30 protein-coding genes are annotated in these 25,003 nt (G+C 70.3%); 4 read left to right on the top strand and 26 right to left on the bottom strand.

Translation table 11 applies throughout. The features are described from left to right. Both Ato02nite_RS32220 and Ato02nite_RS32215 read right to left on the bottom strand, forming a co-directional pair. On the bottom strand, positions 1-971 hold a 971-nt coding region (locus Ato02nite_RS32220), incomplete at its 3' end, for an L-lactate permease (RefSeq protein WP_246607683.1). 39 nt (positions 972-1,010) lie between these two features. Further along, on the bottom strand, positions 1,011-2,462 hold the full coding sequence (locus Ato02nite_RS32215) for an MFS transporter (protein WP_213010437.1): 1,452 nt from the start codon (positions 2,460-2,462) through the stop codon (positions 1,011-1,013). 91 nt (positions 2,463-2,553) lie between these two features. Between Ato02nite_RS32215 and Ato02nite_RS32210 the strand changes: the two genes are divergently transcribed. Together Ato02nite_RS32210 and Ato02nite_RS32205 are read left to right on the top strand one after the other, a co-directional pair. Further along, complete coding sequence (locus Ato02nite_RS32210) at positions 2,554-3,288, top strand: TetR/AcrR family transcriptional regulator (RefSeq protein WP_213010436.1); 735 nt, start codon at positions 2,554-2,556, stop codon at positions 3,286-3,288. Between the two features lie 39 nt (positions 3,289-3,327). Continuing rightward, on the top strand, positions 3,328-3,531 hold the full coding sequence (locus tag Ato02nite_RS32205) for a hypothetical protein (protein ID WP_213010435.1): 204 nt from the start codon (positions 3,328-3,330) through the stop codon (positions 3,529-3,531). A gap of 3 nt (positions 3,532-3,534) precedes the next feature. Here Ato02nite_RS32205 and Ato02nite_RS32200 read toward each other — a convergent pair whose 3' ends face one another. From Ato02nite_RS32200 to Ato02nite_RS32105, 21 genes are all read right to left on the bottom strand, one after another. After that, positions 3,535-4,323: an SAM-dependent methyltransferase gene (locus Ato02nite_RS32200; protein WP_213010434.1), complete on the bottom strand. Its 789-nt coding sequence runs from the start codon at positions 4,321-4,323 to the stop codon at positions 3,535-3,537. Positions 4,324-4,517: 194 nt separating this feature from the next. Next, the gene (locus Ato02nite_RS32195) at positions 4,518-5,330 is read right to left on the bottom strand and encodes an ABC transporter permease (RefSeq protein ID WP_213010433.1); all 813 of its coding nucleotides are present in this window, start codon (positions 5,328-5,330) and stop codon (positions 4,518-4,520) included. After that, positions 5,327-6,073, bottom strand: a complete 747-nt coding sequence (locus tag Ato02nite_RS32190; RefSeq protein WP_213010432.1) for an ABC transporter permease — start codon at positions 6,071-6,073, stop codon at positions 5,327-5,329. The genes Ato02nite_RS32195 and Ato02nite_RS32190 overlap by 4 nt, the downstream gene beginning before the upstream one ends. Further along, on the bottom strand, positions 6,070-6,819 hold the full coding sequence (locus Ato02nite_RS32185; protein ID WP_213010431.1) for an ABC transporter ATP-binding protein: 750 nt from the start codon (positions 6,817-6,819) through the stop codon (positions 6,070-6,072). Before Ato02nite_RS32185 ends, Ato02nite_RS32190 begins: the two co-directional genes overlap by 4 nt. A 20-nt stretch (positions 6,820-6,839) precedes the next feature. Further along, on the bottom strand, positions 6,840-7,925 hold the full coding sequence (locus tag Ato02nite_RS32180; RefSeq protein ID WP_246607680.1) for an ABC transporter substrate-binding protein: 1,086 nt from the start codon (positions 7,923-7,925) through the stop codon (positions 6,840-6,842). A gap of 235 nt (positions 7,926-8,160) precedes the next feature. Further along, a complete protein-coding gene (locus tag Ato02nite_RS32175; protein ID WP_213010430.1) occupies positions 8,161-8,835 on the bottom strand; it encodes a cation efflux transmembrane domain-containing protein in 675 nt (224 codons plus the stop codon). Further along, a complete protein-coding gene (locus Ato02nite_RS32170) occupies positions 8,835-9,167 on the bottom strand; it encodes an ArsR/SmtB family transcription factor (protein ID WP_213010429.1) in 333 nt (110 codons plus the stop codon). The genes Ato02nite_RS32175 and Ato02nite_RS32170 overlap by 1 nt, the downstream gene beginning before the upstream one ends. A gap of 46 nt (positions 9,168-9,213) precedes the next feature. After that, complete coding sequence (locus tag Ato02nite_RS32165; RefSeq protein ID WP_213010428.1) at positions 9,214-9,768, bottom strand: isochorismatase family protein; 555 nt, start codon at positions 9,766-9,768, stop codon at positions 9,214-9,216. A 10-nt stretch (positions 9,769-9,778) separates the two neighbouring features. Then, positions 9,779-10,486 (bottom strand): DUF6390 family protein, encoded by a 708-nt coding sequence (locus Ato02nite_RS32160; protein WP_213010427.1) that lies wholly within the window; start codon positions 10,484-10,486, stop codon positions 9,779-9,781. 1 nt (position 10,487) lies between these two features. Next, positions 10,488-11,537: a hydrogenase expression/formation protein HypE gene (gene hypE / locus Ato02nite_RS32155; protein WP_246607678.1), complete on the bottom strand. Its 1,050-nt coding sequence runs from the start codon at positions 11,535-11,537 to the stop codon at positions 10,488-10,490. Further along, complete coding sequence (gene hypD / locus Ato02nite_RS32150; protein ID WP_213010426.1) at positions 11,534-12,634, bottom strand: hydrogenase formation protein HypD; 1,101 nt, start codon at positions 12,632-12,634, stop codon at positions 11,534-11,536. Before hypD ends, hypE begins: the two co-directional genes overlap by 4 nt. Then, positions 12,618-12,872 (bottom strand): HypC/HybG/HupF family hydrogenase formation chaperone, encoded by a 255-nt coding sequence (locus Ato02nite_RS32145; protein ID WP_213010425.1) that lies wholly within the window; start codon positions 12,870-12,872, stop codon positions 12,618-12,620. The genes hypD and Ato02nite_RS32145 overlap by 17 nt, the downstream gene beginning before the upstream one ends. 24 nt (positions 12,873-12,896) lie before the next feature. Continuing rightward, positions 12,897-15,413, bottom strand: a complete 2,517-nt coding sequence (gene hypF, locus Ato02nite_RS32140; protein ID WP_213010424.1) for a carbamoyltransferase HypF — start codon at positions 15,411-15,413, stop codon at positions 12,897-12,899. Between the two features lies 1 nt (position 15,414). Then, positions 15,415-15,885: a hydrogenase maturation protease gene (locus Ato02nite_RS32135; protein WP_213010423.1), complete on the bottom strand. Its 471-nt coding sequence runs from the start codon at positions 15,883-15,885 to the stop codon at positions 15,415-15,417. Further along, positions 15,882-16,004 carry a DUF6893 family small protein gene (locus Ato02nite_RS52630; RefSeq protein WP_281419850.1) on the bottom strand — a complete coding sequence of 41 codons (123 nt, stop codon included), beginning with the start codon at positions 16,002-16,004 and terminating at the stop codon, positions 15,882-15,884. Before Ato02nite_RS52630 ends, Ato02nite_RS32135 begins: the two co-directional genes overlap by 4 nt. Beyond that, positions 15,998-17,281: a hypothetical protein gene (locus Ato02nite_RS32130; protein ID WP_213010422.1), complete on the bottom strand. Its 1,284-nt coding sequence runs from the start codon at positions 17,279-17,281 to the stop codon at positions 15,998-16,000. The genes Ato02nite_RS52630 and Ato02nite_RS32130 overlap by 7 nt, the downstream gene beginning before the upstream one ends. Continuing rightward, positions 17,278-17,916, bottom strand: a complete 639-nt coding sequence (locus tag Ato02nite_RS32125; RefSeq protein ID WP_213010421.1) for a DUF6084 family protein — start codon at positions 17,914-17,916, stop codon at positions 17,278-17,280. The genes Ato02nite_RS32130 and Ato02nite_RS32125 overlap by 4 nt, the downstream gene beginning before the upstream one ends. Further along, the gene (locus Ato02nite_RS32120; RefSeq protein ID WP_213010420.1) at positions 17,913-18,506 is read right to left on the bottom strand and encodes a DUF5947 family protein; all 594 of its coding nucleotides are present in this window, start codon (positions 18,504-18,506) and stop codon (positions 17,913-17,915) included. The genes Ato02nite_RS32125 and Ato02nite_RS32120 overlap by 4 nt, the downstream gene beginning before the upstream one ends. Continuing rightward, positions 18,503-18,919, bottom strand: a complete 417-nt coding sequence (locus tag Ato02nite_RS32115) for a NifU-related iron-sulfur-binding protein (RefSeq protein ID WP_213010419.1) — start codon at positions 18,917-18,919, stop codon at positions 18,503-18,505. Before Ato02nite_RS32115 ends, Ato02nite_RS32120 begins: the two co-directional genes overlap by 4 nt. Positions 18,920-18,921: 2 nt before the next feature. Next, complete coding sequence (locus Ato02nite_RS32110; protein WP_213010418.1) at positions 18,922-20,673, bottom strand: nickel-dependent hydrogenase large subunit; 1,752 nt, start codon at positions 20,671-20,673, stop codon at positions 18,922-18,924. Beyond that, a complete protein-coding gene (locus Ato02nite_RS32105) occupies positions 20,670-21,686 on the bottom strand; it encodes an NADH-quinone oxidoreductase subunit B family protein (RefSeq protein ID WP_213010417.1) in 1,017 nt (338 codons plus the stop codon). The genes Ato02nite_RS32110 and Ato02nite_RS32105 overlap by 4 nt, the downstream gene beginning before the upstream one ends. 99 nt (positions 21,687-21,785) lie before the next feature. Here Ato02nite_RS32105 and hypA point away from each other — a divergent pair, with 99 nt between their 5' ends. Then, positions 21,786-22,121 (top strand): hydrogenase maturation nickel metallochaperone HypA, encoded by a 336-nt coding sequence (gene hypA / locus Ato02nite_RS32100; protein WP_246607676.1) that lies wholly within the window; start codon positions 21,786-21,788, stop codon positions 22,119-22,121. Then, positions 22,121-22,789, top strand: coding sequence for a hydrogenase nickel incorporation protein HypB (gene hypB / locus Ato02nite_RS32095; protein WP_213010416.1), 669 nt, complete (start codon positions 22,121-22,123; stop codon positions 22,787-22,789). Before hypA ends, hypB begins: the two co-directional genes overlap by 1 nt. Here hypB and Ato02nite_RS32090 read toward each other — a convergent pair. From Ato02nite_RS32090 to Ato02nite_RS32080, 3 genes are all read right to left on the bottom strand, one after another. Next, positions 22,782-23,321: a hypothetical protein gene (locus Ato02nite_RS32090; RefSeq protein ID WP_213010415.1), complete on the bottom strand. Its 540-nt coding sequence runs from the start codon at positions 23,319-23,321 to the stop codon at positions 22,782-22,784. The two genes, hypB and Ato02nite_RS32090, sit on opposite strands and share 8 nt — an antisense overlap. 208 nt (positions 23,322-23,529) lie before the next feature. After that, positions 23,530-23,976, bottom strand: a complete 447-nt coding sequence (locus Ato02nite_RS32085; protein ID WP_213010414.1) for a NifU-related iron-sulfur-binding protein — start codon at positions 23,974-23,976, stop codon at positions 23,530-23,532. Then, positions 23,973-24,944 (bottom strand): NADH-quinone oxidoreductase subunit B family protein, encoded by a 972-nt coding sequence (locus tag Ato02nite_RS32080; RefSeq protein ID WP_213010413.1) that lies wholly within the window; start codon positions 24,942-24,944, stop codon positions 23,973-23,975. Before Ato02nite_RS32080 ends, Ato02nite_RS32085 begins: the two co-directional genes overlap by 4 nt. Between the last annotated feature and the right edge of the window lie 59 nt (positions 24,945-25,003).

Here is a 25,003-nt window from a genome sequence, read left to right as displayed (position 1 = left end):
GCGCCGCCGCGTCCGGTGAGGGGACGCTGGGCGTCGCCGGACAGATCCGCGCCGCCGCGGCCGGTCCGGCGGCGGCGAGTGCTCGCGCCCACCAGTTCTTCCTCGTCGGCGTGCAGGGGTGGGGTCTCGGCGGGCTGCCAGATGCGCAGGAGCAGCACCACGGCGGCCGCGGCGGCCAGGGACGCGATGATGTCGGTCAGCGGGACCGAGACGTAGTTGGAGGCCAGGAACTGGGCGATCGCAAAGACCACGCCGGCCACCGTCGCGGCCGGCCAGGTCTGGCGGACGCCGCGGCGGCCGTCGATCACGGCGACCAGGATCAGCGGGACGATCAGGGCCAGGAACGGCGTCTGGCGGCCGACCATGGCGCCGAGTGTGTCGGCATTCAGGCGCGGGTCGTCGGCGGCGCCGGAGGTGACCGTGCCGAGCGTGGTGATCGGGGTGGCCAGCGCGCCGAAGGCGACCGGGGCGGTGTTGGCGATCAGGGCCACGGCGGCGGCCCGGATCGGCGGGAAACCGAGGGCCATCAGCATGACTACGGTGACGGCGACCGGGGTGCCGAAGCCGGCCAGGGCCTCGAGCAGCGCGCCGAAGCAGAACGCCACGATGATCGCCTGGATGCGCATGTCGGGGCTCACCCGGGCCATCGACCGGCGCAGCACGTCGAAGTGGCCGCTCACCACGGTCAGGTTGTAGACCCAGATGGCGTTGAGCACGATCCACAGGATCGGGAAGAACCCGAACGCCGCTCCCTCGGTGGCCGACAGCAGCGCCTGCCCGACCGGCATCGCGTAGACCACGATCGCCACGGCGAGTGCCACCGCGAGCGAGATGACCCCGGCCAGCCAGGCCCGCATGCGCAGCGCACCCAGCAGCACGAACAGCGTGAGCAGGGGCAGCGCGGCGAAGATAGCGGAGACCGCGATCGAGTCGGCCACCGGGTCGGTCACGATTCTGAACTGATCCACCATGTCGACCATCCAGAGTTATCGATCTCTATTGCCGCGAATCTACCTGTGACCGGCGTCATAGGTAAGGGGTGCGGGGGAGTCGATCACCGGTTGCCGGGTGCGGAGGGTCGCCCAGCCGACGAGCGCGGCCGCCACGGCGGTGAGCACGAGACCGGAGACCCGGATCGCGTCCTCGAACTGCGCGGTCTGCTGGATGGTCCAGTTCGAGGTCGCGATGGTGCCGGTGAACATCGCCGCGAGGATGGTGCCGGTGACGGCCAGACCGATGCCGGAGGCGACCTCGGTGGCGGTGTCGGTGAGCGCCGCGCCGATCGTGGTGCGGTTCTTCGGCAGGCCGCGGAGCACGTTGACCGCGGCGACCACGCCGACCACGCGCATCCCGGCAGCCTCGATCACCAGGGCCAGGGCGACCCACCCGTACCCGAAGCTGCCCAGCAGGCCGTAGACGGCGAGGCCGGCGACGACCGCGGTGGCGCTGAGCCAGGCGGCCCGGTCGAGGCCGGCCCACCGCACGAACGGATCGACGAACGCGCCGCCCGCGACCAGGACGATGACCTGCGGCAGGGTGCCGATGGCGGCGAGGGCGGGCGACCAGCCCCAGTCGAGCTGCAGTTGCAGCGTCACCAGGTAGCCGAGACCGGCGGTGGCCAGGCCGGCCGCGGCCTTGTAGGCCAGGCCGGCCGAGACCAGCGGGCGGGCGACGAGCGTGAGGTCGAGCAGCGGGTAACGCGCCGACCGCTCGCGGGCCACGAAGAGGACCGCGCCCGCGACGGCCGCCGCGGTGGCCGCCCAGGGCGCCCACGAGCCGGTTCCCTCGTTCACGAACAGGGTGGGCGCGACCAGGGCGAGAACTATCGTCGCGGTGCCGAGGACCGCGCCGAGGACGTCCACCGGGTCGCGATGGAGATCGGCGGCCTCGTCGTCGGCGATGCCGGTTCGCACGCCGATGATCGCGAACACCGCGATCGGCACGTTGACCAGCAGCAGGACCTGCCACGGCGCGACCGCGAGCACGAAGCCGCCGGCGGTCGGGCCGATCGCGAGCCCGATCAGGCCGACGGTCGAGATCAGGGTCATCGCGCGGACCCGCAGGGCGTCGTCCTCGAACAACCGGAAGGCCAGGGCCACCGACCCGGGCGTCGTCATCGCCGCCGCGACGCCCATCACCGCGCGGACGGCGATCAGCTGCTCGGCGGTCGTGACGAACGCGGTGGCCAGGCTCGCCACGCCGAGCAGGACCAGGCCGACGAGCATGATCCGGCGGCGGCCGAACCGGTCGGCGATCGCGCCGAAGCCGAGCATCAGACCGCCGAACACCACCGCGTACGCGCCGGTCGCCCACTGCAGCGTGACCGTGGAGGCGTGCAGTTCGCGCCCGATGGTGGGCAGGGCGACGTTCAGGATCGAGTTGTCCAGCATCTCGAACAGGAACACCGCGGCCAGCCCGGCCAGGGCGACCCAGGCTTCCCGCAGGGAGGAGGGCTTCTTCATGTGGCTCCTTCGGTAGGAACAGTGTTCGTATAAACGCGAACGCTGTTCCTACACCATAGAACACCGTTCCCCAGGCGTGTAAAGTGGCTGCATGGCTCGGAATCCTCAGCAGCGCCGTAACGCGCGTCACCTGCAGCCTCCGGCGGAGGCCCCGACGGTTCGGCGCGGCCCCTCGGGCGGGACGAAGAAGCCGATCACGGTCGACGCGATCGTCGACGCCGCGTTCGAGCTGGTCGCCCAGGACGGTTACGACGCCCTGACGATGCGCCGGCTGGCTACGGCGCTGGAGACGGGTCCCGCGTCGCTCTATGCCCACGTGGTCAACAAGGATGACCTGGGTGAGCTGCTCATCGGCCGGCTCTGCGCCCAGATCGAGTTCCCCGCCCCCGATCCCGGGGCCTGGCGCGAGCAGATCGCCGGGATCTGCGCCGAGATGCGCGATCAGTACCTTCGCTATCCCGGCATCACCCGGGCCACGCTCGCGATCGTGCCCACCAACCTCGACACGCTGCGCGTCGCCGAGGGGATGCTCGCGATCCTGATCAGCGGTGGCGTCCCCGCGCAGGCCGCCGCCTGGGCCGTCGACGCGCTGTCGCTCTACGTCAACGCCTACTGCCTGGAGATATCCCTCCGGGACGCCCGGCGCGCCGACGGCGAGGACGCCTGGGTGGTCAGCCGGGCCGAGGCGCTCAGCCGGTTCGCCGCCCTGCCCGGCACCTTCCCGCAGACCAAGCGCTACGCCGCCGAGTTGACCGCCGGCGAAGGCCACGACCGCTTCGACTTCACCGTCAACCTGATGATCGACGGCCTCGCCCGGTCCGCCTGACCTCGGCACCGTTTCGGAAATCGAAGCACCGTGATCGGCGTGGTGGACGAGCTGCACCGATCATCGGACATCGGCGACGACCTGTGGCAGGCCGCGGCGGACCTGTTCGACCAGGCCCAGCTGCTCGACCTGCTTCTGCTGTGCGGGTGGTATCACGCGATCAGCTTCGTGGCCCGCGCCACCCGGGTAGCCGCGGAGCCGGGCGCACCCCGGTTCGCCGACTTCGCGGCGCCGCGGGGCTGACGCCTACGGTTTGCGGGCCACGCCGCACACGACGTCGAGGCGCTGCGGGTCGGTTTCGGTGGGGCGCCACAGCGGTGCCGAGGTCACGCCCGGCTCGACCAGCTCGAGGCCCTCGAAGAACTGGCCGAACGCCGCGTGCCCGCGCAGCACGTAGGGCGGGTTGGCCTGCTCGTTCCAGATCTTCTCGGCCTCGCCGTGCTCGATGCTGTGCGAGCCGTCGAGCGCGATGAAGTAGCTGCCCGGGGTCAGCGCGTCCACGTATTCGCGGACCATCGTCAGCGCCTGGTCGTCGTCGGTGATGTGGCCCAGGATGCCGGACATGATCAGGGCGATCGGCTGGTCGAAGTCCAGGGTCTTGCGGGCCTCGGCGAGCACCTTCGCCGAGTCGCGGCCGTCGGCGTCGACGTATTGCGTGACGCCCTCGGGGCTGCTGGTCAGCAGGGCGCGGGCGTGCACGAGCACGAGCGGGTCGTTGTCGACGTAGACGATCCGGGCGTCGGGGGTGATCCGCTGGGCCACCTCGTGGGTGTTGTCGGCGGTGGGCAGGCCGGTGCCGACGTCGAGGAACTGGCGGATGCCGACCTCGCCGGCCGCGAAGCTGACCGAGCGCACCAGGAAGGCCCGGGACGCGCGGGCGTTCTTCTCGATGTCGGGGAAGGCGGCCCGGATCTGGTCACCGACCTGCCGGTCGACCTCGAAGTTGTCCTTGCCGCCGAGCCAGTAGTTCCAGATGCGCGCGGTCTGCGGCACGTTGGTGTCCAGCTCGCTCGCGGTGCTCGGTACGTCGCCCATCGTCCACCCGTCCGTCCATGATCGACAGTCCTTCAGCGGGCGCATTCTCCCCGGTCAGGACCGGTTCGCACAACCCCGCTCGCGTCGCCCGGGCCGGTGGTGGCGTGATCGGCGCAACCATGCAGCGGGCCGGACGGACTGCCACGGAACAGGCACGGCCGGGCCGGAACGGCCCGGCCCGTACCTCTGCGGTTTTAAAGGGTTCGGTTTTGTTGTTCGGGGGCGTAGCGGGCCAGCGTGAGCTGTTCGATGACGCTGATCAGGGTGTAGAGCAGGATCGACGCGACCGTCACGATGGTCACGCCGGTCCACATGCGATCGAGTTCGAACGTGGTGACCGAGGCCAGCATCAGGTAGCCGAGGCCCTTGCCGGTGGCCAGCCACTCGGCCAGCAGGGCGCCGACCAGGGCCAGCGGGGCCGCCACCCGCATCGCGGCGAACAACGCCGGCAGCGCGCCGGGCAGCTGGACCCGCAGGAGGGTGGCGTAGGGCGAAGCGCCGTAGGCGCGCATCAGATCCATCGACGAGCCGGGCACGGCCCGCAGCGCCAGCGAGACGTTGACCAGGACCGGGAAGAACGTGACGATGCCGGCGATCACCGTGACCGCCATCAGGCCGCGGCCGAAGATCAGGGCGATCAGCGGGGTCATCGCGACCAGCGGGACCGCCCGCAGGGCCATGGCGATCGGCAGCAGGGTCTGTTCGACAGGGCGCCACAGGGCGAACGCCAGCGCGGTGACCAGGGCGGCGACGGTGCCGCCGAGCATGCCGATCGCGGCGTCGAGCGCGGTGACCTTGCTGGCCTCCCAGAGGAGGGTGCGCTCGGGGCCGTGGGTGGGGTCGGTGAGGTAGCGCCAGACGTCGAGCGGGCCGCGGGTCAGGAACGGGTCCAGGTCGAAGCCCTTGACCAGCAGCTGCCAGACGCCGCAGATGACCGCCACGGACAGGACGGCGCCGCCGATTCCCTTCAGGAAACGGACGAGGGCACGCCGCGCGGGTGCGCTCATTCGGCAGCCCTCGGGGCCCACGGCGTGAGCAGGCGGCCGACCAGGGCGGTCAGGGCGTAGGCGGCGCCGGAGAGGGCGGTGGCCACCAGGGCGATGCCCCAGGTGCGTTCGACGGCGAGGCTCTGCTGCGAGTTGATCATTGCTACTCCCAGTCCGGACTCGGCGCCCAGGTACTCGCCGATGATCGCGCCGAGCATGGCGGCGGGGGCGGCGATGCGCAGGCCGGCGAAGAGGCTCGGCAGCGACGCGCGCATGCGGACCTTCCACAGCTGGGTCCACTTGCCGCCGCCGTACGCGCGGATCAGGTCGAGGCTGGTGCGGTCGGCGCTGCGCAGGCCGACCAGCGCGCCCACCAGAGTGGTGAAGATGACCGAGATGGCGGCCAGGATGACCTTGGACTTGTCCCCGGTGAACAGGACGGCCAGCACCGGGCCGATCGCGATCACCGGGAGGCAGTAGCTGACCAGGGCCAGCTGCATGCCGGCCTTCTCGATCAGCGGGAACTGGATCAGCAGGAACGCGAAACCGATCCCGATGGCGTTGCCCCACAACCAGCCCCAGCCGGCTTCGCGGAGGGTCGCCCTGATGTTGGGCCAGTAGAACGACCAGCCGTCGTGCCCGAACTGAGTGAGGATCTTGGTGGGCGGCGGGACGGCCCGGCTGTCCGCGAAGACCGTGCGGCCGACGATCTCCCAAACCACCAGGAGGGCGAGCACGCCGGCGGCTCCGTAGAAGCGTTTCACTTCTCGTCCCCGAACAGCAGGGCGCTGAGCTGGTCCTCCAACTCGTGGAAGCGGGCGGTGCGCATCATCTCCGGAGTCCGCGGCCGAGGCAGGTCGATATCCACCTGGGCGACGATCCGACCCGGCCGGGCGCTCATCACCGCGACCGTGTCGGCCAGGAAGACGGCCTCGGCGATCGAGTGGGTGACCAGCAGCGTGGTGGTGGCCCGCTCGGTCCAGATGCGCTGCAACTCCAGGTTGAGCCGCTGCCGGGTCATCTCGTCGAGCGCGCCGAACGGCTCGTCCAGCAGCAGGATGCGCGGCTCGACGACCAGTGCGCGGGCGATCGCCACCCGCTGCCGCATGCCACCGGACAGCTGCGCGGGCCGGGCCTGCTCAAAGCCCTCCAGGCCGACCAGCTTGATCAGCTCGGTGATCGTCTCGTCCCTGACCTTGACCCCGCTGACCTCGAGCGGCAGCCGGATGTTGGCCGTCACCGAGCGCCACGGCAGCAGCGCCGCATCCTGGAAGGCGATGCCCAGGTGGTGGTTACGGCGGGTGGCCGCGGGCTCCTCGCCGTGCACGAACGCCTCGCCCGACGTGGGTTGCTCCAGGTCGGCGAGGATGCGCAGGATCGTCGACTTGCCGCAGCCGGAGGGTCCGAGGAGCGCGACGAAAGCGCCCTCGGGGGTGTCCAGGTCGACGTGGTCGAGGGCGGTGACGGTGGACCGGCGGATCGTGAACTGCTTGGTGAGCTGCCGCAGCACGATCCCCCGGCCCTCCTCGGTCAGGACGTCCCCTTCAGGGTCGGGTTCTCCGTGTAGATCTCGGTGAGAACCGACATGTCGAACAGCTGCTCCTTGGTGATGGTGGTGCCACCCAGGGCCAGCGTCTTGATCGTCTCGTCGATCAGCTCGTCGGTGATCGTGAACAGACCGTTCTTCTTGGTGTCGTCGGTCGAGACCACGGTGTTCTGCGCGGTCGACTCGAGCACCTGCTCGGCCTCGTCGAGGCCCAGGTCCTTGCCGTACTTGGTGGCGGCCAGGTTGGCGCCCACCTTCGGGTCGGCGACCGAGTCGGTCCAGCCCTTGATGTCGCCGATGATCGCGGCCTTGAGCTTGTCGCGGTCATCCTTCAACGTGGACTTCTTCACCACGTAGACCTCGGAGACCATCGGGTAGCCGTGGTCGTTGAGCAGCATCACCGCGGTGTCGACGCCCTTGGTCTTGAGCAGGTTGGGCTCGTTGGTGAAGAACGAGAACCAGCCGTCGACCTCCTTGGACACCAGCGGCGACGGGTCGAACTGGGCCGGCACCTTGGTGACCTTGCTCGGGTCGATGTTGTTGGCCTTGAGGAACGCGTTCCACACCGGCTCGTTCGTGGCCTGCACACCGATCTTCTTGCCGATCATCTCCTGCGGCGAATTGATCGGCGCCGAGGCCAGCGACATGATGCAGAACGGGTTCTTCTGGTACTGCGCGCCGACGATGACCAGCTCGGCACCCTTGAGGATGGCCGCCGCCGTGATGTCCGGCGAGGAGATCCCCAGCAGCGCCTTGCCCGACGCGACCACCGCGTCCTGGCTGACGTTGGGACCGCCCGCCATCAGGTTGACCGTGCTGAAACCGGCAGCCGTGTAGTAGCCCTTGGTGTCCGCGATGTAGGCACCCGCGAACTCGACGTTCTTGACCCAGGAGAGCTGATAGTTGAGAGCACCGAAGTCCTTCGCCCCACCGGACGCCGACGACGACGGCGAGGTGTCGTCGTCACCGCAGGCGGCGAGAAGAGCGGAGCTGGCACCGAACAGCGCAAGGCCGGCGCCACCACGAAGCAGGGAACGCCGATTTATATATGAGGTCACGCCGAAGCTCACTTTCCCTGGAGAGGGCACGACGCTAACCAGGGCGTGTTTCACCGGAGTTTCCGCAAAAAGCCCAGCATGTGGCGGCTTTATCGGCCAGGTTTCGAACACCTTCCAAAGATCAAATTCCAACCGCAGACGTACGGGCAGGCCCGTTCCGGCCCGCCCGACACCGTCCCGTGGCACCAAGCCCGGCCCGGCCGTCGGCGCACGCCGACCACGCGGCTACCGGCCCGGCGGTGGGCATTCAGTCCGTGCAGCAGCCGTCCTGGCAGGCCGCGCCGGTCGGGGCGGGCGCGCAGCAGAGGTCGCCGCGCCAGGCATCGCGGCCCTCCTTGACCGCGACCACCGCTATGACCAGGGCGGCTACCGGGTCGGCCCAGCTCCAGCCGAACAGACTGTTGAGCGCGAGGCCGACGAGCAGGACCGCGGACAGGTAGGTGCACAGCAGCGTCTGCATCGAGTCGGCGACCGCGGTGCGGGAGCCGAGCTCGCGGCCCGCCCGTCGCTGCACATAGGACAGGCCCGGCATGATCGCGAGCGACACGGCGGCGAGGACGATGCCGGCGGTCGAGTGCCCGGCCTGGGCGCCGCCGATCATGGCCCGCAGCGACTCGAACGTGACGTAGCCGGCCAGCGCGAAGAACGAGAGCGCGATGACCCGCAGCGCCGCTTTCTCCCGGGCCTCCGGGTCCTTCCCGGCGAACTGCCAGGCCACCGCGGCGGCCGACGAGACCTCGATGACCGAGTCGAGGCCGAACCCGATCAGCGCGGTCGAACCGGTCGCGGCGCCGGCCCGGATCGCGACGACAGCCTCGACCACGTTGTAGCCGATCGTGGCCGCGACCAGCAGCCGGATCCGCCGGGCGAGCACGGCGCGGCGCTGCGGGCGCGGCCCGGTCGGCGCGATCGAGATCGGCATCAGCAGCAGTCCTCGCCGCCGGCCGCCTCCGGACAGGCGGCCGGGTCGACCGCCAGCACCAGTCCGAGCAGGTCGTCGAGGGCGTGCCGAATCCGGATGTCGGCTAGCTCGTAGCGGGTGCGCCGGCCCTCCGGGACGGCCACGACCAGGCCGCAGCCGCGCAGGCAGGCCAGGTGGTTGGACAGGTTCTGCCGGGTGGCGCCGAGGAGATCCGCGAGCTCAGCCGGGTAGCCGGGCGCCTCTCGCAGGGCGAGAAGCAACCGGGCTCGGGTCGAGTCGGACAGGGCGTGCCCGAAACGAGCAAGCACCTGCCCATGCGTCACGGTCTCCACGGCGCCGACAATACAGTCAACGCTGTATTCAGAGAAGGCTGTATCTTCAGCTCGAGAACTTGACCTCCGCGGTGGGAATCGCGTTGCCCTTGCGGCCGGGGGCTCGGTGGTATTGCCAGTAGAGGTTGGTGTGGGCGATCACCTTGTCGGGAGTCGGGGCGCCGTAGGACGAAAGGTCTTCCGTCGTGTGGGCGTCCGAGATCAGGGTGGCGTCGTAGCCTCGGGTTATCGCGCCGTGCAGGGTGGAGCGGATGCACTCGTCGGTCTGGGCGCCGGAGATGTAGAGGTGGCCGGCCCCGCTGGCGGCCAGCACCTCTTCGAGGTTGGTGTCCTCGAAGGAGTCGGGCCAGCGTTTGTGGACCACGGCCTCGGCGTCGGTGCGCTTGAGCTCCGGAACGTATTGCCAACCGTCGGAGTCGACGGGCATGTCTTCGCTGCTGTGCTGGACCCAGATGACCTCGACACCCGCGCTGCGGGCCAGGTCGACCAGGTCGGCGATGTTGGCGACGATGCGGTCGCGGTCGTAGGCGCCGGCCACCACGTCGTTCTGCACATCGATTACCAACAGGGCGCTGTTGGGGCGGTTTTCCAGCGTGGTCATGGGAGGGACGCTAGACCTCGGGTACGACACTTTTTCGGAACAGCGCGTCGAGCTGCCGCTTCTCCAGGGCCTCGATCGTGGTCGCCTGCTCGGCGGTGATCCGGTCGCAGACCCAGTCCCAGTGCAGGGCCACGAGATCGCCCGGAGCCAGCCCGCCGAGCAGCAGCGACGCCGTCTCCTCGCGAGGCGGTCCGGCGGTCAGCGAGGCGCCGTCCCAGACCAGCGGGCGGGTGGTCACGGTGGCGGTCGCCGCGCCTGCCCGCACGACCTTTCCGGTACGGATGCGGCAGCGGTCCAGCACCGACACCGCCGACGGGTGACCGGTGCGGCGCAGCAGCGATGCCCACGGATAGACCTCGAAGACGTGGAAGCTGTGGTGCGGCAGCGCCCGCCCGCCGGCCGACTCCCACGTCCCGCCGCGCTGCCCGGCGAAACGCGGCCGGAGGAACGGCAGCAGATCGGGAAATTCGCCGCCGGGCAGCGAGTCGCCGATCCAGTAGGCCGAGACGACGGCCGGGTCCAGCGGGTCGGACCGGCCGAGCGCGCGGGCCAGGAACACCAGGTAGGCCCACGCGCCGTCGAAGCCCCGGGCCCGCCGTGCGATCTCTCCGGGCAGGTCGGAGCGCAGCAGCATGGCCGCCCCGGCCGGCCCGCAGTAGCCGAGCTCGTTGGGCGGGTACGCATACCGCGCGAAGAGCAGCGCCCCCGGATTCGACACGTCAGCAGATCCGCGGCAGCTGCTCGCCGATCGGCATGTTGACCACCCTGGTCCCGCCGAGCGCGGTGCGGGCCACCACCATCCCGGGATGTTCGGCCACGCACGTCCCGATCTGCCGCGCCCCGGCCCCGTGCGGATGTGCCCGCATCGCCGCCAGCACCGTGTCGGCCTCGGCCGACGGCACGAACGCCAGCAGCTTTCCCTCGTTGGCCACCTGCAGCGGATCGAGCCCGAGCAGGCTGCACGCATCGGCCACGGCGGCGGGAATCGGCAGCGCCGGTTCCGCCAGCTCGACCCCGACCGCGCCGGCCCGCGCGATCTCGTTGAGCGACGCCGCCACCCCGCCCCGGGTCGGATCGCGGAGGGTGTGGATGTCGGCCCCGGTCCCCAGCATGGCCGCGACCAGCCCGTGCAGTGGCGCCGAGTCGCTGACCACGGTGGTGTCGAACTCGAGCCCCTCCCGCACGCTCATCACGGCCACCCCGTGTACGCCGATGTCCCCGCTGATCAGCACCGCGTCCCCGGCGGCGGCCCGATGCGCGCCGATGTCCACCCCGGCGGCGACCAGGCCCACCCCGGCCGTGTTCAGGTAGACGCCGTCCCCGCTGCCGTTGTCGACGACCTTGGTGTCACCGGTGACCACCCGCACCCCGGCCGCCCGTGCCGCCGCGCCCACGGCCGCCGCGATCCGCCCGATCTCGGCCAGCGGTGTCCCCTCCTGCAGGATGAAGGCCACCGACAGGTACAGCGGCGTGGCGCCGGACATGGCCAGGTCGTTGACCGTTCCGTTCACCGCGAGGTCGCCGATCGACCCGCCGGGGAAGAACATCGGCTTCACGACGTACGAATCGGTGGAGAAAGCGATCCGTTCCGCACCCACCGGAACCACCGCGCTGTCGCCCTGAACGGCCGGCCCGTAGGCCGGCAGGAACAGATGCTCGACCAACTCCGCCGACATCGCCCCGCCGCCGCCGTGGCCCATCACGACGGTCGGGGTGTCGCGCAGCGGAACCGGGCAGGTCCAGTTCTCGAAATCGAGGCCGGCGGTCACAGCTGCACCAATTCCAGTCGCCGGTAGGCGTAATAGGCGGCGCACGCGCCCTCGGACGACACCATGGTCGCGCCGAGCGGCGAGCGGGGCGTGCACTGTTTGCCGAAAGCCTCGCACTGATGCGGCTTGAGCAGACCCTGCAGCACCTCGCCGGAGCGGCACAGCGGCGATTCCGCGGCGCGCACACCGGCCACGTCGAACCGTTCCTCGGCGTCGAACTCCCGGTATTTCGCGGCCAGCCGCCATCCGCTGCGGGGAATCATCCCGATCCCGCGCCACGTCCGGTCGGTCACCTCGAAAACGTCGTCGAGCATCGCCATCGCGGCCGGATTTCCCTCTGCCCGCACGGCCCGTGGATAGGCGTTGCGCACCTCGTGCTCGCCCGCCTCGAGCTGCACGATCGTCTGCCGGATCCCCTCCAGGATGTCCAGCGGCTCGAAACCGGTCACCACGATCGGCACCCGGTATTTCGCGGCCAGCGGCGGATATTCGCCGGTGCCCATCACGCTGCAGACGTGCCCGGCGGCCAGGAACGCCTGCACCCGGCAGCGCGGTGATTCCATGATGGCGGCCACGGCCGGCGGGACCAGCACGTGCGAGACCAGCAGCGAGAAGTTCGGCACGCCCAGCCGCCGCGCCTGGTAGACGGTCATCGCATTGGCCGGAGCCGTGGTCTCGAAACCGATCCCGAAGAACACCACCGGGCGGGACGGATTGTCCCGGGCGATGGTCAGCGCATCGAGCGGCGAATAGACCACCCGCACATCGGCGCCGGCGCTTTTCACCGCGAACAGGTCCTGGCTGCTGCCCGGCACCCGCAACATGTCGCCGAAGGAACAGAAGATGACGCCCGGCTGCGCCGCGATGGCGAGCGCCTTGTCGATGATCTCCAGCGGTGTCACGCAGACCGGACAGCCCGGCCCGTGAATCATCTCGACGCCGTCCGGGAGCAACTGGTCGATGCCGTGCCGGATTATCGAATGGGTCTGCCCGCCGCAGACCTCCATCATCGCCCAGGGCCGGGTGGTGGCCGCGTGGATCTCGTCCACCAGCTTGTGCGCCAGCTCGGGATTGCCGAATTCATCGAGGTACTTCACCGAACTCCTCCTCGATCAGGCCCATCTTCTCGAAATTCGCCAGGGTCTCCTGCGCGGACCTCTCGTCGAGCAGCTGAATGGCGAATCCGACGTGGACGACCACGTATTCGCCGACCGACGCGTCCGGAACGTACTGCAGGCAGACGCTCTTGCGGACGCCCCCGAAATCGACGTCGGCCATCGGCACACCGTCGGCCTCGGCGATGCTCAGAATGCGTCCGGGAACCGCCAGACACATGCGCGTTCTCCCTCCTTCAGAGGATCAGGCGGAGGCGCCGATCACGAGTTGGCCCAGCGCGATGCCACCGTCGTTCGGCGGCAGCAGCCGGGGGCGCAATACCGTGAAACCGCGTTCGCCCAGGTCACGAACCGCCGCACCGAGCAGCAGCGCGTTCTGGAACACCCCGCCGCCGAGCACGACCACGTCGAGGCCGGTCTCGTCCCGGCCGTGCTCGGCGAGCTGCACGATCAGCGCGGCCACCGCTGCGTGGAACCGGGCCGCCACCACCGGCACCGGCACGCCGCCGAGAACATCCAGCGCGACCTGGCGGATCACCGGGCCCGCGTCCGCGACATCCGGCCCGTCCGGGCTCGGGCACAATTCGAAGGCGTACGGGTGGAGGTGCCCCGCCGGCGCAACCCGCGCCAGCCCTTCGAGCACGATGGCCGCCTCCGCCTCGTACTCGACGATCTGCCGGACCCCGGCCAGGGCCGCCACCGCGTCGAACAGCCGGCCCATGCTGGAGGTCGGCGCACAGCCCGCGCCGGTGCCGAACTGCCGGGCGAGCAGGTCACGCTCGGCCGGCGGGCAGGCCACGACGGCCGGCAGGTCCGGATGCCAGGGCACGCCGGCGGCGTGCAGATGAGCAAGAGCCATCCGGTACGGGCGTCGCACGCTCGCGTCGCCCCCGGCCAGCGGAACGTACGCGAGTCGCGCCGCCCGCCGGAACGACTTGTAGTCGGCGATCAGCATCTCGCCGCCCCAGATCGCGCCGTCGGTCCCGTAGCCGGTGCCGTCGAACGCGATCCCGATGACCTGCTCGTCCGGCCCGAGCCCGTGCTCGGCCATGACCGACGCGACGTGCGCGTGGTGGTGCTGCACCCGCCGCACCGCGTGCCCACCCGCGCGCCGCCGCGCCCAGTCGCCGGAGCGGTAGTCCGGGTGCAGATCCGCGACGACGATCTCCGGCCGTACTCCGGTCAGCTCTTGCAGATGTTGCGCGCTGCTGGTCAGCGCGTCGATGGTGCGCAGGTCGTCCATGTCGCCGATGTGCTGGCTGAGCCAGGCGTAGCGCCTGGCCGCGACGGCGCAGGTGTTCTTCAGATCCGCCCCGGCGGCCAGCATCGGCGGCACGTCGAACGGCAGCGCGATCGGTAGCGGCGCGTAGCCCCGGGACCGGCGGGCCGGCAGCTCGGCCCCGGCGACGTGCCGGCTCACCGAGTCGTCGCAGGGCACCCGGATGCCCCGATCGTGCCGAAGCCAGGCATCGGCGATCTCGGCCAGCCGCAGCAGCGCGTCGTCATCGTCGGTCACGATCGGTTCCCCGGCGAGATTGCCGGACGTCATGACCAGCGCGTCCGGCCCGTCGGGATCACCTGGCAGCCCGAAGAGCAGCACGTGCAGCGGCGTGTAGGGCAGCATGATCCCCAGATCCGGGTTGTCCGGGGCCACCGCGGCGGCGAGCCCGGCGTCCGCCCGGCGGGGGAGCAGCACGATCGGCCGCCGCGAGTGGGTGAGCAGCGCCTCCTCATCGTCGGTAAGCGTGACCAGCCGCCGCGCAGCGTCCAGATCGGCCACCATGACTGCGAAGGGTTTGCCCCCGCGCCGCTTGCGCTTGCGCAGCTCAGCGACGGCGGCCGCGTTCCGGGCGTCGCACGCGAGGTGATATCCGCCGAGCCCTTTGACCGCAACGATCCGCCCCGCCGCGAGCAGCCGCCGCGCCTCGCCCACCGGCTCGGCGGAGACCCGGGCGCCGGCGGTTACCAGGTTCAGGCTTGGGCCGCAGGATGGGCAGGCGATGGGCTGGGCGTGGAAGCGGCGGTCGGCCGGGTTCTCGTATTCGGTGCGGCAGGCCGGGCACATCTCGAAGTCGGCCATCGTCGTGGTGGCTCGGTCGTACGGGAGGGTTTTGATGATGGTGAAGCGTGGGCCGCAGTTCGTGCAGGTGATGAAGGGGTGGCGGTAGCGGCGGTCGGCCGGGTCGCGCAGTTCGCGCAGGCAGTCGTCGCAGATGGCCACGTCGGGGGAGGCCAGGGTGCGGGCCGGGGTGCCGTCGCGGGAGGCCGCGATCGTGAAGCCGGTGCCGCCCTGGAGTGGGAGGTCCTCGTCGGCCACGTCCATCACCATGGCCAGGGGCGGGGCGTCGGTGCGCAGGCGGTGTCCGTATTCGTGGACCGCCTCGGCCTCGCCCTCCACCTCGATCACCACCCCGTCGGGGGTGTTGGCCACCGAACCCGACAGGGCCAGGGTGGATGCCGTCGCGTAGGCGAACGGCCGGAAACCGACGCCCTGCACCAGGCCGAGGACGGTGTAGCGGCGGCGCAGGCGACGGGCCTGGCCCATCAGCTCCAGGCCGGCGATCGCCCGGGACGCCTCCGCGCCGTCGATGAGCTCGACGGCGAAGCCCATGTGGATCAGCACCCAGGCGCCGGGACCGGGCGGGTCGTCGAGCATGCCGATGTTGACCCGGCGGCGGGCTCCCTCGACGTCGACCAGCGCCAGCTGCCCGGCGAAGCCCTCGACGATCTCCACCACCTGACCGGGAATGCCCAGGCACATGTCAGTGCCTCCCGACCGAGGCCGGGGAGATCAGCGTGCGCACGGCGGCCATCGCTCGGGGCACCGCGGCCTCCACCCGGGGGGTCAGGCCGACCGCCTCGTCCAGCACGTCGACGCGGCAGCCGACCACGTAGGTCGGGGGCAGGGTGCCGCCGATCCGGGTGAGCACGCCGAGGATCGTGCCGGGTGTCATGGCGTGGGCGTCGATGAAACCGGGACCGACGTCCTCCGGGCCCACCTCCAGAACGACCAGCTCGCCCGGCGTGCCCAGGCCGGGGAGCGCGTCGATGAGCACCAGCAGGTCGACGCCGTCGAGGATGTCGTAGGCCAGGTGCATGCCGCGGATGCCGTAGTCGACGATCCGCACGCCGTCGGGGACCGGGCCCTCGGCGATCAGCCGCCGGGCCACCTCGGGGCCGAAGCCGTCGTCGCCCAGGAAGAGGTTGCCGATGCCGGCTACCAGGACGTTCACATCGAGCGGATCTTGAGGTAGCGCTGGATGTCGGGTATCGACTCGACCGCCAGGATGGCCGCGTAGGTGGCGGCGGCCGCACCGGCGAGCACGGTGACGGCGCCGATGAACCTCAGCATGGGGTCTCCTCTCCGGAGGCGAGCGAGAGCTCGTCGGGGGCGAAGTAGAGGTAACGGCCGTACCAGTCGTGCAGATCGGCCGCGGGATCGTCGACCAGGACCACGGCCACGTGGGTGCCGCCGTCCACGTCGGAGAGCACGGCGGTCACCCGGGCGAGCAGGCCGGCCACGAACATGTCCTGGGCGTCGGCCCGCCGCCGCGGGTGCAGCCGGACCAGGCTGCCTTTGCGCACCGGCACGTCGCCGACCAGTACGGCGTCGCTCTCCGGCGAGACGGAGGCGTCGGCGGACGGATCCCACCAGGGGCTCTCCGCCGGGAGCACGGCCGGCGACACGCGGCCGCCGTGCAGGCGCTGGAGGTCGGCGGGGGAGAGGGTCTCGCAGCGGTCGACGATGGTGGCGGCGCGTGGGTCGGTGGCTCGGGCCTCGGCCTTCTCGGCGTCGGTCATCGTCAGCACGCGCAGCGTCAGGATCTCGTCGATCTCGGTGGCGTCGAACAGCTCGCCGGGGCTCTGCTCGGCGACCGACGGGTGGTCGTACAGGATGATCGGCGCGCCCAGCAGGACGGTGTCCGCCCCGGCCAGCACCGGCCAGCAACGCTCCTGGTGGCAGCGCGCGGCCGCGGCCCGGGCGGCCGGTGGCGGGTCCTGCATGGACAGGAACACCGCGTGGTGGGCCTCGGCCAGCAGGTGGGCGCCGAGCAGCGAGTGCCGGACGGCGGTCTCCTTGTCGGTCACCGGCGCCGGATGCTCGTTGGCGACGGTCACCGTGAGCCGCAGCAGCTCGCCGTCGCGCACGACGCACGCCGACAGCCGAGCGGTGAGAGGCCAGCGCCGGCGCACCACCGACCCGACGTTCCCGATTTCCTGCACCGACGTGCTGCCCGGGACGATCACCGGGAACGACACCGCACCGTCGAGCGGCACCCGCTCGAAGGTGAGCGACTGCTCGACCGCCTCGTCCCAGCTCAGCACGGTCTCGCCGGCGAATTCCAGGGACCCCACCGGCTGGTCCGCGGCGTCCCGCACCTCGCGGGCCTGCAACTGCAGGAAACGCAGGTGCAGGGTCACGCTCGGGGAGCGTACGGCTGGGGAAAGCAGACAGCTCATCACCATGGCCGGACCCTCCGCGAAGGCGGACGAGGCCGCCGCAGGCGGACCGAGCACGCCGAACTGCCACCGTGACCGATTCTTCGCCGCGCTCGCCCGGTAGGGGTAGAGCAGATAACCCTCGTAGAGGACGGCGTCGGCGACCGCCCGGGCCGCCTCGACGCTCACGGCTGCTCCCGGTCGGCGACGGCGAGGAGCCGCTGCACGGTCTCGTCCCAGCTGATCAGGTCGTTGCGGGCGCGGAAGGCGGTGAGCTCCTTGAGTACGTCGGAGCTGACCCGCAGGAATCCGCTGTTCGGGAAGTAGGAGTCGATCATGTCGCGCCACACCGACACGGGCATCGACCAGCGGGCCTCGCACGCCCACGGCACCTGCTCGACCTCGAAGCCGGACTCGCCGCGGGTGAAGATCGTGCCGGAGAAGAGCAGGTTGAGCGGCACGTCACCGGCGTCGAGCGCGTGCAGGTAGCGGCTGCCGATCACCTCGAGGTCGTAGGTGCAGGGCAGCGCCAGGTCGGTCTCGGTCTCGCCGGTGAAGCCCTGCACGGTGGTGTTGGCCTGCATCCACAGGAACGATTTGAGAGTGTCGCCCCACCGCTGCCGTTCGCCGAAGAGACCGCGCAGGGCGTTCTCCTCGGTGCCGGTGTAACGGCGGCGCTGGGGCTCGATGCGGACCTGGCTGCGCAGCGCGATCGCGTGTACGCGCGGACCGGTCGAGGTGATCCGCAGGCGGGCGGTGAGCTGCGGGGCGACCGCGTAGGCCTCGGCGGTCACGTCGAGCACGGCGAAGGTGTACGCGCTCATCGTGACCGCACCTCGTCGAAGAACGCGGAGATCGCCGCGTGCGCCTCCTGGCCACCGTCGAAGCCGCGCCACAGCGTGCGGAGGCGGCCGACCAGCTCGTAGCAGGCGTCGATCGGCACCAGATAGCCGTCCTTACCCCGCCGGACCAGCAGCGCCTCCACGTCGGGGCGCATGGTGGCCAGCGCGGGATGGCGGGCGGCGATCCGCTCCCAGGCGGGCAGGTCGAGTTCGGACTCGGTGGCCCCGGCCGGTCCGGGATAGAAGGCCACCATCCGCTCCAGCGACGAGTTGTGGAACAGGAACGCGAGGCCGACCGGGATCTGCAGCTCGTCCCAGTCACGTTCCTCCAGGACCGGGCCGTCGAAGCCGAGGTAGCGGCCGGGGACGGCCCGGTAGCGCAGGTGCGCGTGGTCGTCGGTGAAGAGCAGGTAGCAGGCGCGGCAGGCGCACAGCAACTGACGGGACTGCAGGTCGACGACGTGCGAGTGCTCCGGCGCGACCTGGGTGGCGCACATCCCGCAGCGTTCGACGGCGGGCGGCCGTGGCGCGCGGGCGATCCGGCGCAACGTGTCCAGGGGCGAACCGGTCATGAGGCGAGCCGGCTGAACAGCGCGGAGACCGGGATGACCGTCTGCACCTCGACGCGGGTGACCTCGGGAGCGACCGCGGTGACCCGGTCCTCGGCGCCGGGGCCGCTGAGCCGGCAGACCCCGTCGGCGGTCAGCTCGATCAGGCGGACACCACTGCCCTGCAGGGCGTGCGAGATGCGAGTGGCCGCGTCCCACGGGTGCAGGCCGTGCACCAGCAGCAGGCCGCCGACCAACTCGTCGGCGGCCAGCGCGTCGAGCGCCTCGTCGGTCAGCGCGCCGCGCGCGTGCAGCAGGTCGAGCAGCCGTTCCAGCCCGGCCCCGTAGAGGTCGGCCACCTCGCGGACGACCGCTTCCCCCTCCGGCGAAGCCGCCAGGAGAGCGTCGATCCGGGCCGCCGACTTCCGCCAGGTCACTTTCAGGCCCCGGCGGACTGGGTCGGTGAGTGCAGCAGCTCCAGTTTCTTGCCGCCGCCCAGATACATATGAACGCCGCACGGCAGGCACGGGTCGAAGCTGCGCACCGTACGCATGATGTCGATGCCTTTGAAATGTTCCCGGTCGTTCTCCTCGAAGATCGGCTGACCCTGTACGGCGTCCTCGTAGGGGCCCGGAGTGCCGTAGCTGTCGCGCGGGTTCGCGTTCCACGGGGTCGGCGGGTACGGGTGGTAGTTCGCGATCTTCCCGTCCCGGATGACCATGTGGTGCGACAGGACGCCGCGCACCGCCTCGGTGAAGCCACAGCCGATGCCCTCGTCGGGCACCTCGAACGGCTCCCACGTCTTGGTGCGACCGGCCCGGATCTCGGCGAGCGCTTTCTCCGCGAAATGCAGGGCACAGGCCGCGGCGTACGCCTGGAAGTAGGTCCTGGCCCGGTTGCGCTCGATGGTGTTGCTCCACCGCGGGATCTTCCATTCGAACTCGACCGGCGGCTTCAGCGCCGTCTTCGGCAGGTTGATCTTTACGCTGCCGCCGGTGGCCCGCACGTAGCCGATGTCGACCAGCCCGGCCAGCGCCGTCGTCCACAGCCGGGCCAGCGGTCCGCCGCCGGTGTCGAGGGCGAGGTAGTCGGTGCCGTCGAACCAGCGCGGCGACATCACCCAGCTGTACTTGCCGTCCAGGTCGCGTTTCTGCGGGCGCGGGTTGGTGTGCTGGTTCCACGGGTGCCGGCGGTCGACCGGGTTGCCGAGCGGGTCGTGCGTCACGAACACTTCCTGGTCGCCCCAGTCCTCGTAGTAGGAGGAGCCGAGCAGGATGCGGATGCCGAGGTTGATCTGCACGAGGTCGGTGGTGATCAGCTTGCCGTCGACGACGATGCCCGGGGTCACATACATCTTGCGACCCCAGTCGGTCATGTCCGCGTACTTGAAGTTGCAGTGCTCCGGGTCCTGGAAGGAGCCCCAGCAGGCCAGCAGGATGCGGCGGTTGCCGACCTGCTCGTAGCCCGGCAGCGCCTCGTAGAAGAAGTCGAACAGGTCGTCGTGCATCGGCACGACCTTCTTCATGAACTCGACGTAGCGCATCAGCCGGGTCAGGTAGTCGGTCATCAGTTGGATGGTGGCGACCGTGCCGACTCCGCCGGGATAGAGCGTCGACGGGTGCACGTGCCTGCCCTCCATGAGGCAGAACATCTCCCGGGTCATGCGGCTGACCTGCAACGCCTCGCGGTAGAACTCGCCGGTGAACGGGTTGAGCGACCGCATGATGTCACCGATGGTCCGGTATCCGTGATCGCCGGCGTGCGGAGCCTCGGTGCGGTTGGCCAGCTCGAGCACGCCCGGGTTGGTCTCGGCGACCATCTTCTCGCAGTAGTCAACGCCGACCAGATTTTCCTGGAAGATGTTGTGGTCGAACATGTACTCGGCGGCCTCGCCCAGGTTGACGATCCACTCGCCGAGATGGGGGGGCTTCACGCCGTACGCCATGTTCTGTGCGTAGCAGGAGCAGGTCGCGTGGTTGTCGCCGCAGATGCCGCAGATGCGGCTCGTGATGAAGTGGGCGTCCCGGGGGTCCTTGCCCTTCATGAAGATCGAGTAGCCGCGGAAGATCGAGCTGGTGCTCTTGCACTCGGCGACGACCTTGTTGACGAAGTCGATTTTCGTGTAGATGCCGAGGCTGCCGACGATGCGGGTGATCGGGTCCCAGGCCATCTCCACTAACTCGGAAGTCATGAGGTGAGCTCCTTGCTCGGCCTACGCCACTTCGGCTCCTGGTCGAGGGTGTGGGTGGTCAGGGCGCGAAGCCGCTTGACCGTTTTGCCGTACCAGCCGACCGCCGTGGTGGAGAAGCGGCCGCCGGGCGGCTCGTCCATGAACGGCATGAACTTGTCGGGGAAGCCGGGCATGGTGCAGCCGATGCAGATGCCGCCCACGTTGGGGCAGCCGCCGACCCCGTTGATCCAGCCGCGTTTCGGCACGTTGCACTTCACCACCGGACCCCAGCAGCCCAGCTTGACGATGCACTTGGGCGAGCCGTACTCGGTGGCGAAGTCGGCCTGCTCGTAGTAGCCGGCCCGGTCGCAGCCCTCGTGCACGGTCTGGCCGAACAGCCAGGCCGGCCGCAGTGCGTCGTCGAGCGGGATCATCGGCGCCTGACCGGTGGCCTGGTAGAGCAGGTAGGTCAGCGTCTCGGAGAGGTTGTCCGGCTGGATCGGGCAGCCCGGCACGCAGACGATCGGGATGCCCGCCTTGGACTTCCACTCCCAGCCCAGATAGTCGGGCACGCCCATCGCGCCGGTCGGGTTGCCGGCCATCGCGTGGATGCCGCCGTAGGTCGCGCAGGTGCCCACCGCGACGACCGCGGTCGCTTTCGGGGTGAGCCGGTCGAGCCACTCGCTGGTGGTCATCGGCTGACCGGTCGCCGGGTTGTTGCCGAAGCCGGACCAGTAACCGTCGGTATGCAGCAGCTCGTTGGGGATCGACCCCTCGACCACCAGGACGAATGGTTCGAGCTCGCCGCGGTCGGCTTTGAAGAACCATTCCAGGAAATCGTCGGCACCGCCGGTCGGGCCGCATTCGAAGTCGATCAATGGCCAGTGCATCGCGATGCGGGGTAGGCCCGGCAGCGCGCCCAGCGCGATCTCCTCGATGCTGGGCTGGGTGGCCGCGGTCAGTGCGACGGAGTCGCCGTCGCAGCTCAGGCCCGCATTGATCCAGAGCACATGAATGAGCGGATCGTCTGACATGGGGCCCCCTCGGCCCGGACGTGTGAGGCAGGTAACAGACTGTCCCGCAGCGTGTAACAATGTCAATGCGTTCCGTAGATCACCACCTATCCGGGGCAAATGACCATGCACGAGCTTGCGATCGCGGAAAGCATCGTCGAAGCGGTGTGCGAGCGCGCCGCCGGTCGTAAGGTGCATCGGGTGACTGTCCGTATTGGAGCACTGACCGCGGTGGTGCCCGACGCGATGCGGTTCTGCTTCGATCTGGCCTGCGAGGGCACGGTCGCCGACGGTGCCGCGCTGGCGATCGAGGAGCGGGCCGGGGCCGCCCGTTGCCATGAGTGCGGCGCCGAGGTGGAGCTGGCCGACCGGCTGCTGCTCTGCCCCTGCGGCAGTGCCGACCTGACCGTCACGGCCGGGCGTGAGTTGCAGATCGTCTCCATGGAGGTGGGCTGATGTGCGGGACCTGCGGTTGCGGCCACCACGACCACGAGGAGATCACTCTCGAGCAGAAGGTGCTGGCCAAGAACGACCGGTTGGCGGAGGAGAACCGCCGGCTGCTGGCCGAGCGGGGCATCACCGCGATCAACCTGATGAGCTCACCGGGTTCCGGCAAGACGACGTTGCTGGAACGGACAATTCGCGACCTGCACACGACGAGGCCGGTCGCGGTCATCGAGGGCGATCAGGAGACCCGGCTCGACGCCGAGCGGATCCGCCGCACCGGTGCCCCGGTCGTGCAGGTCAACACCGGTGCCGGCTGCCATCTCGACGCGGCCATGTTGCGCGACGCGTACGAGAGGCTCGACCCCGCCCGCGGCTCGTTGCTGTTCGTCGAGAACGTGGGAAACCTGGTGTGCCCGGCGCTGTTCGATCTCGGCGAGGCCGGCAAGGTGGTGATCATCTCGGTGACCGAGGGGACCGACAAACCCCTGAAATACCCGTACATGTTCGCTGCGGCCGACCTGGTTCTGGTAAACAAACTGGACCTTCTTCCGTACGTCGACTTCGATCTGGCGACCTGCCGCGAGCACGTCGCCGCCGTCAATCCCAAGGCCGAGGTGATCGCGGTGTCCGCGACCCGCGGTGACCACCTGGAGGAGTGGTGCGCCTGGCTCAGTTGAGGTTGATCGAGGGGCGCTGCCACACCTGGTGCAGCTCGGTGCGCAGGACTCGCAGCACCCGATCGGCCCGCAGATAGCTGGCGATCTCCGCGGTCACGTCGTGCAGCGCCGCCGGCGGCGTCACCACCACCGGCAGGTTCCCCGCGTCCAGCAACCGCTCGACCGTGGCCGCGTCCCGCAGCAGTTCGCCGTGCCGGTGCCGCATCCGCATCGTGACCACCCGGTGCAGCGGGAGCAGGGTGCGCAGCTCGGTCACGATGGCGTCCCGCACGGTGTGCCCGCCGGCCCCGATCACCACCAGCAGTTCGTCGTCGGTGGCCACCTCGGCGAGCCGGGCGCCGACCTGCTCCGGGTCGCGGCCGGCCTCGCTCTCCAGCACCGCGGCGACCGAGACGGTCGACCGGGTCTGCGCCTCCCACCAGCCGGCTTCCGGCTCGCGGATGACCAACGGGGTGTGTGATCGGCGTGATCCGCGTCCGTCCACCGGTACGTCGATCAGCGCTCGTTGCGCGGTGAGTCGTTGCCAGAACAAGGCCGTCCACCCCTTAAGAGTCGTGTTGGGGACCGGTTCAGGCTGCCCGACCTGCGGTGATGCTCACCAGTCCCCAGGGCTGTCCGCCAGATGTGGAGCGGGACGGCCTCCCGGCGATCACCGGCGTGCCTGGTCACGGCGGTGGCGGACAGTTCTGTCCGGCGAGTCCGGGGCGGCGGTAGGGCTTCCGGGGGATGATGCGCGACAACTAGGCGTGGGCCAGTCCGGGGCGCAGCGAGACCTGCAGCAGCGGTGCCGCGACCGCGATGTCCACAGCTGTCACCTCGGGCGCCGCCCGCCGGACGGCCGCCTCGATCCGGCTCGACACCCCGCAACCGGCGGCCCGCACCAGCAGGTGCACGACCCCGGCGTCATCGACGCCGAGAAGATCAGCGTCGGTGCCGGCCAACGCGGTTCCGATCCGCTCCGCCAGCGGTACGGGGTGCAGGTCGTGAATCAGCAGGAGGCTCGCCACGACCGGGTCCGCGGCGAGCTCGGCCGTCACGGACGGGCCGAGCGCCGTCACGATCCGGGCCAGGCCGTCGCCGTAGAGCCCGACGAGCAGCCCGATCAGCTCCTCGCCGAGCCCGGCACGGTCGTGCAACTCGGCGAGCACCTCGTCGATCCGGCGGGCGGTGTCCTCGGCCGACGTCACCGCCCGGCCGCCACACGCAGCGTGAACCCCCGAAGCGTACGGATCAACGGTGCGTAACCACCCGGCGCGGCCGCGGCCTTCGCAGCCGGCGCCTCCATGAACGGCATGAATTTGTCCGGGAAACCGGGCATCGTGCACGCGATGCAGATGCCACCCACGTTCGGGCAGCCGCCCACCCCGTTGATCCACCCGCGTTTGGCCACGTTGCACCGCACGACCTGGCCCCAGCACCCGACCTTGACCAGGCAGTTCGTCGAGCCGTAGCCGTCCGCGAAGTCACTGGAGTCGTAGAAGGACGCCCGGTCGCAGCCGGCGTGCACGGTCTGCTCGAACAGCCAGCGCGGCCGCAGCGACTCGTCCAGATCGAGCTTCGGTGCGTGGCCGCCCACCTGGTAGAGCAGGTGCAGGATCGTCTCGGCCAGATTGTCGGGGTGGGTCGGGCAGCCCGGCACGCACACGATCGGCAAGCCCGCCTTCGACTTCCAGTCCCAGCCCAGGTAGTCGGGCACGCCCATGGCCCCGGTCGGATTGCCGGCCATCGCGTGCACCCCGCCGTACGCCGCGCAGGTGCCCACCGCCATCACCGCGGTGGCCTTCGGCGCGAGCCGGTCCAGCCACGCGCTCGCGGTGATCGGCTGCCCGGTCACCGGGTCGTTGCCGAACCCCGACCAGTAGCCGTCCGGCTTGTTCGTCTCGTCCGGCACCGAACCCTCGACGATCAGGATGAACGGCTCCAGCTCACCCCGCGCGGCCCGGTGCCACCACTCGATGAAGCTGCCCTCGCCGCCGTCCGGTCCACTGTCGAAGTCGAAATACGGCCAGTGCAGCGCGATCTGCGGCAACCCGGGCAGCGCCCCGGCGACGATCTCCTCGATGCTCGGCTGGGTCGCGGCGGTCAGCGCGACGGACTCGCCGTCGCAGCTCAGGCCGCCGTTCATCCACAGAATGTGCAGAACCGGCTCGCCCATCCCCGGCACGCTACGCGCGCGGCCCGAGACGTGAAAGGGCCTCGTCACTCGATCGGGTT

The sequence above is a fragment of the Paractinoplanes toevensis genome, assembly GCF_018332695.1.
GTDB classification, from domain to species: domain Bacteria; phylum Actinomycetota; class Actinomycetes; order Mycobacteriales; family Micromonosporaceae; genus Actinoplanes; species Actinoplanes toevensis.
Note: the sequence above shows the minus strand (reverse complement) of the source record. Positions and strands in the feature narration are given on the sequence as shown.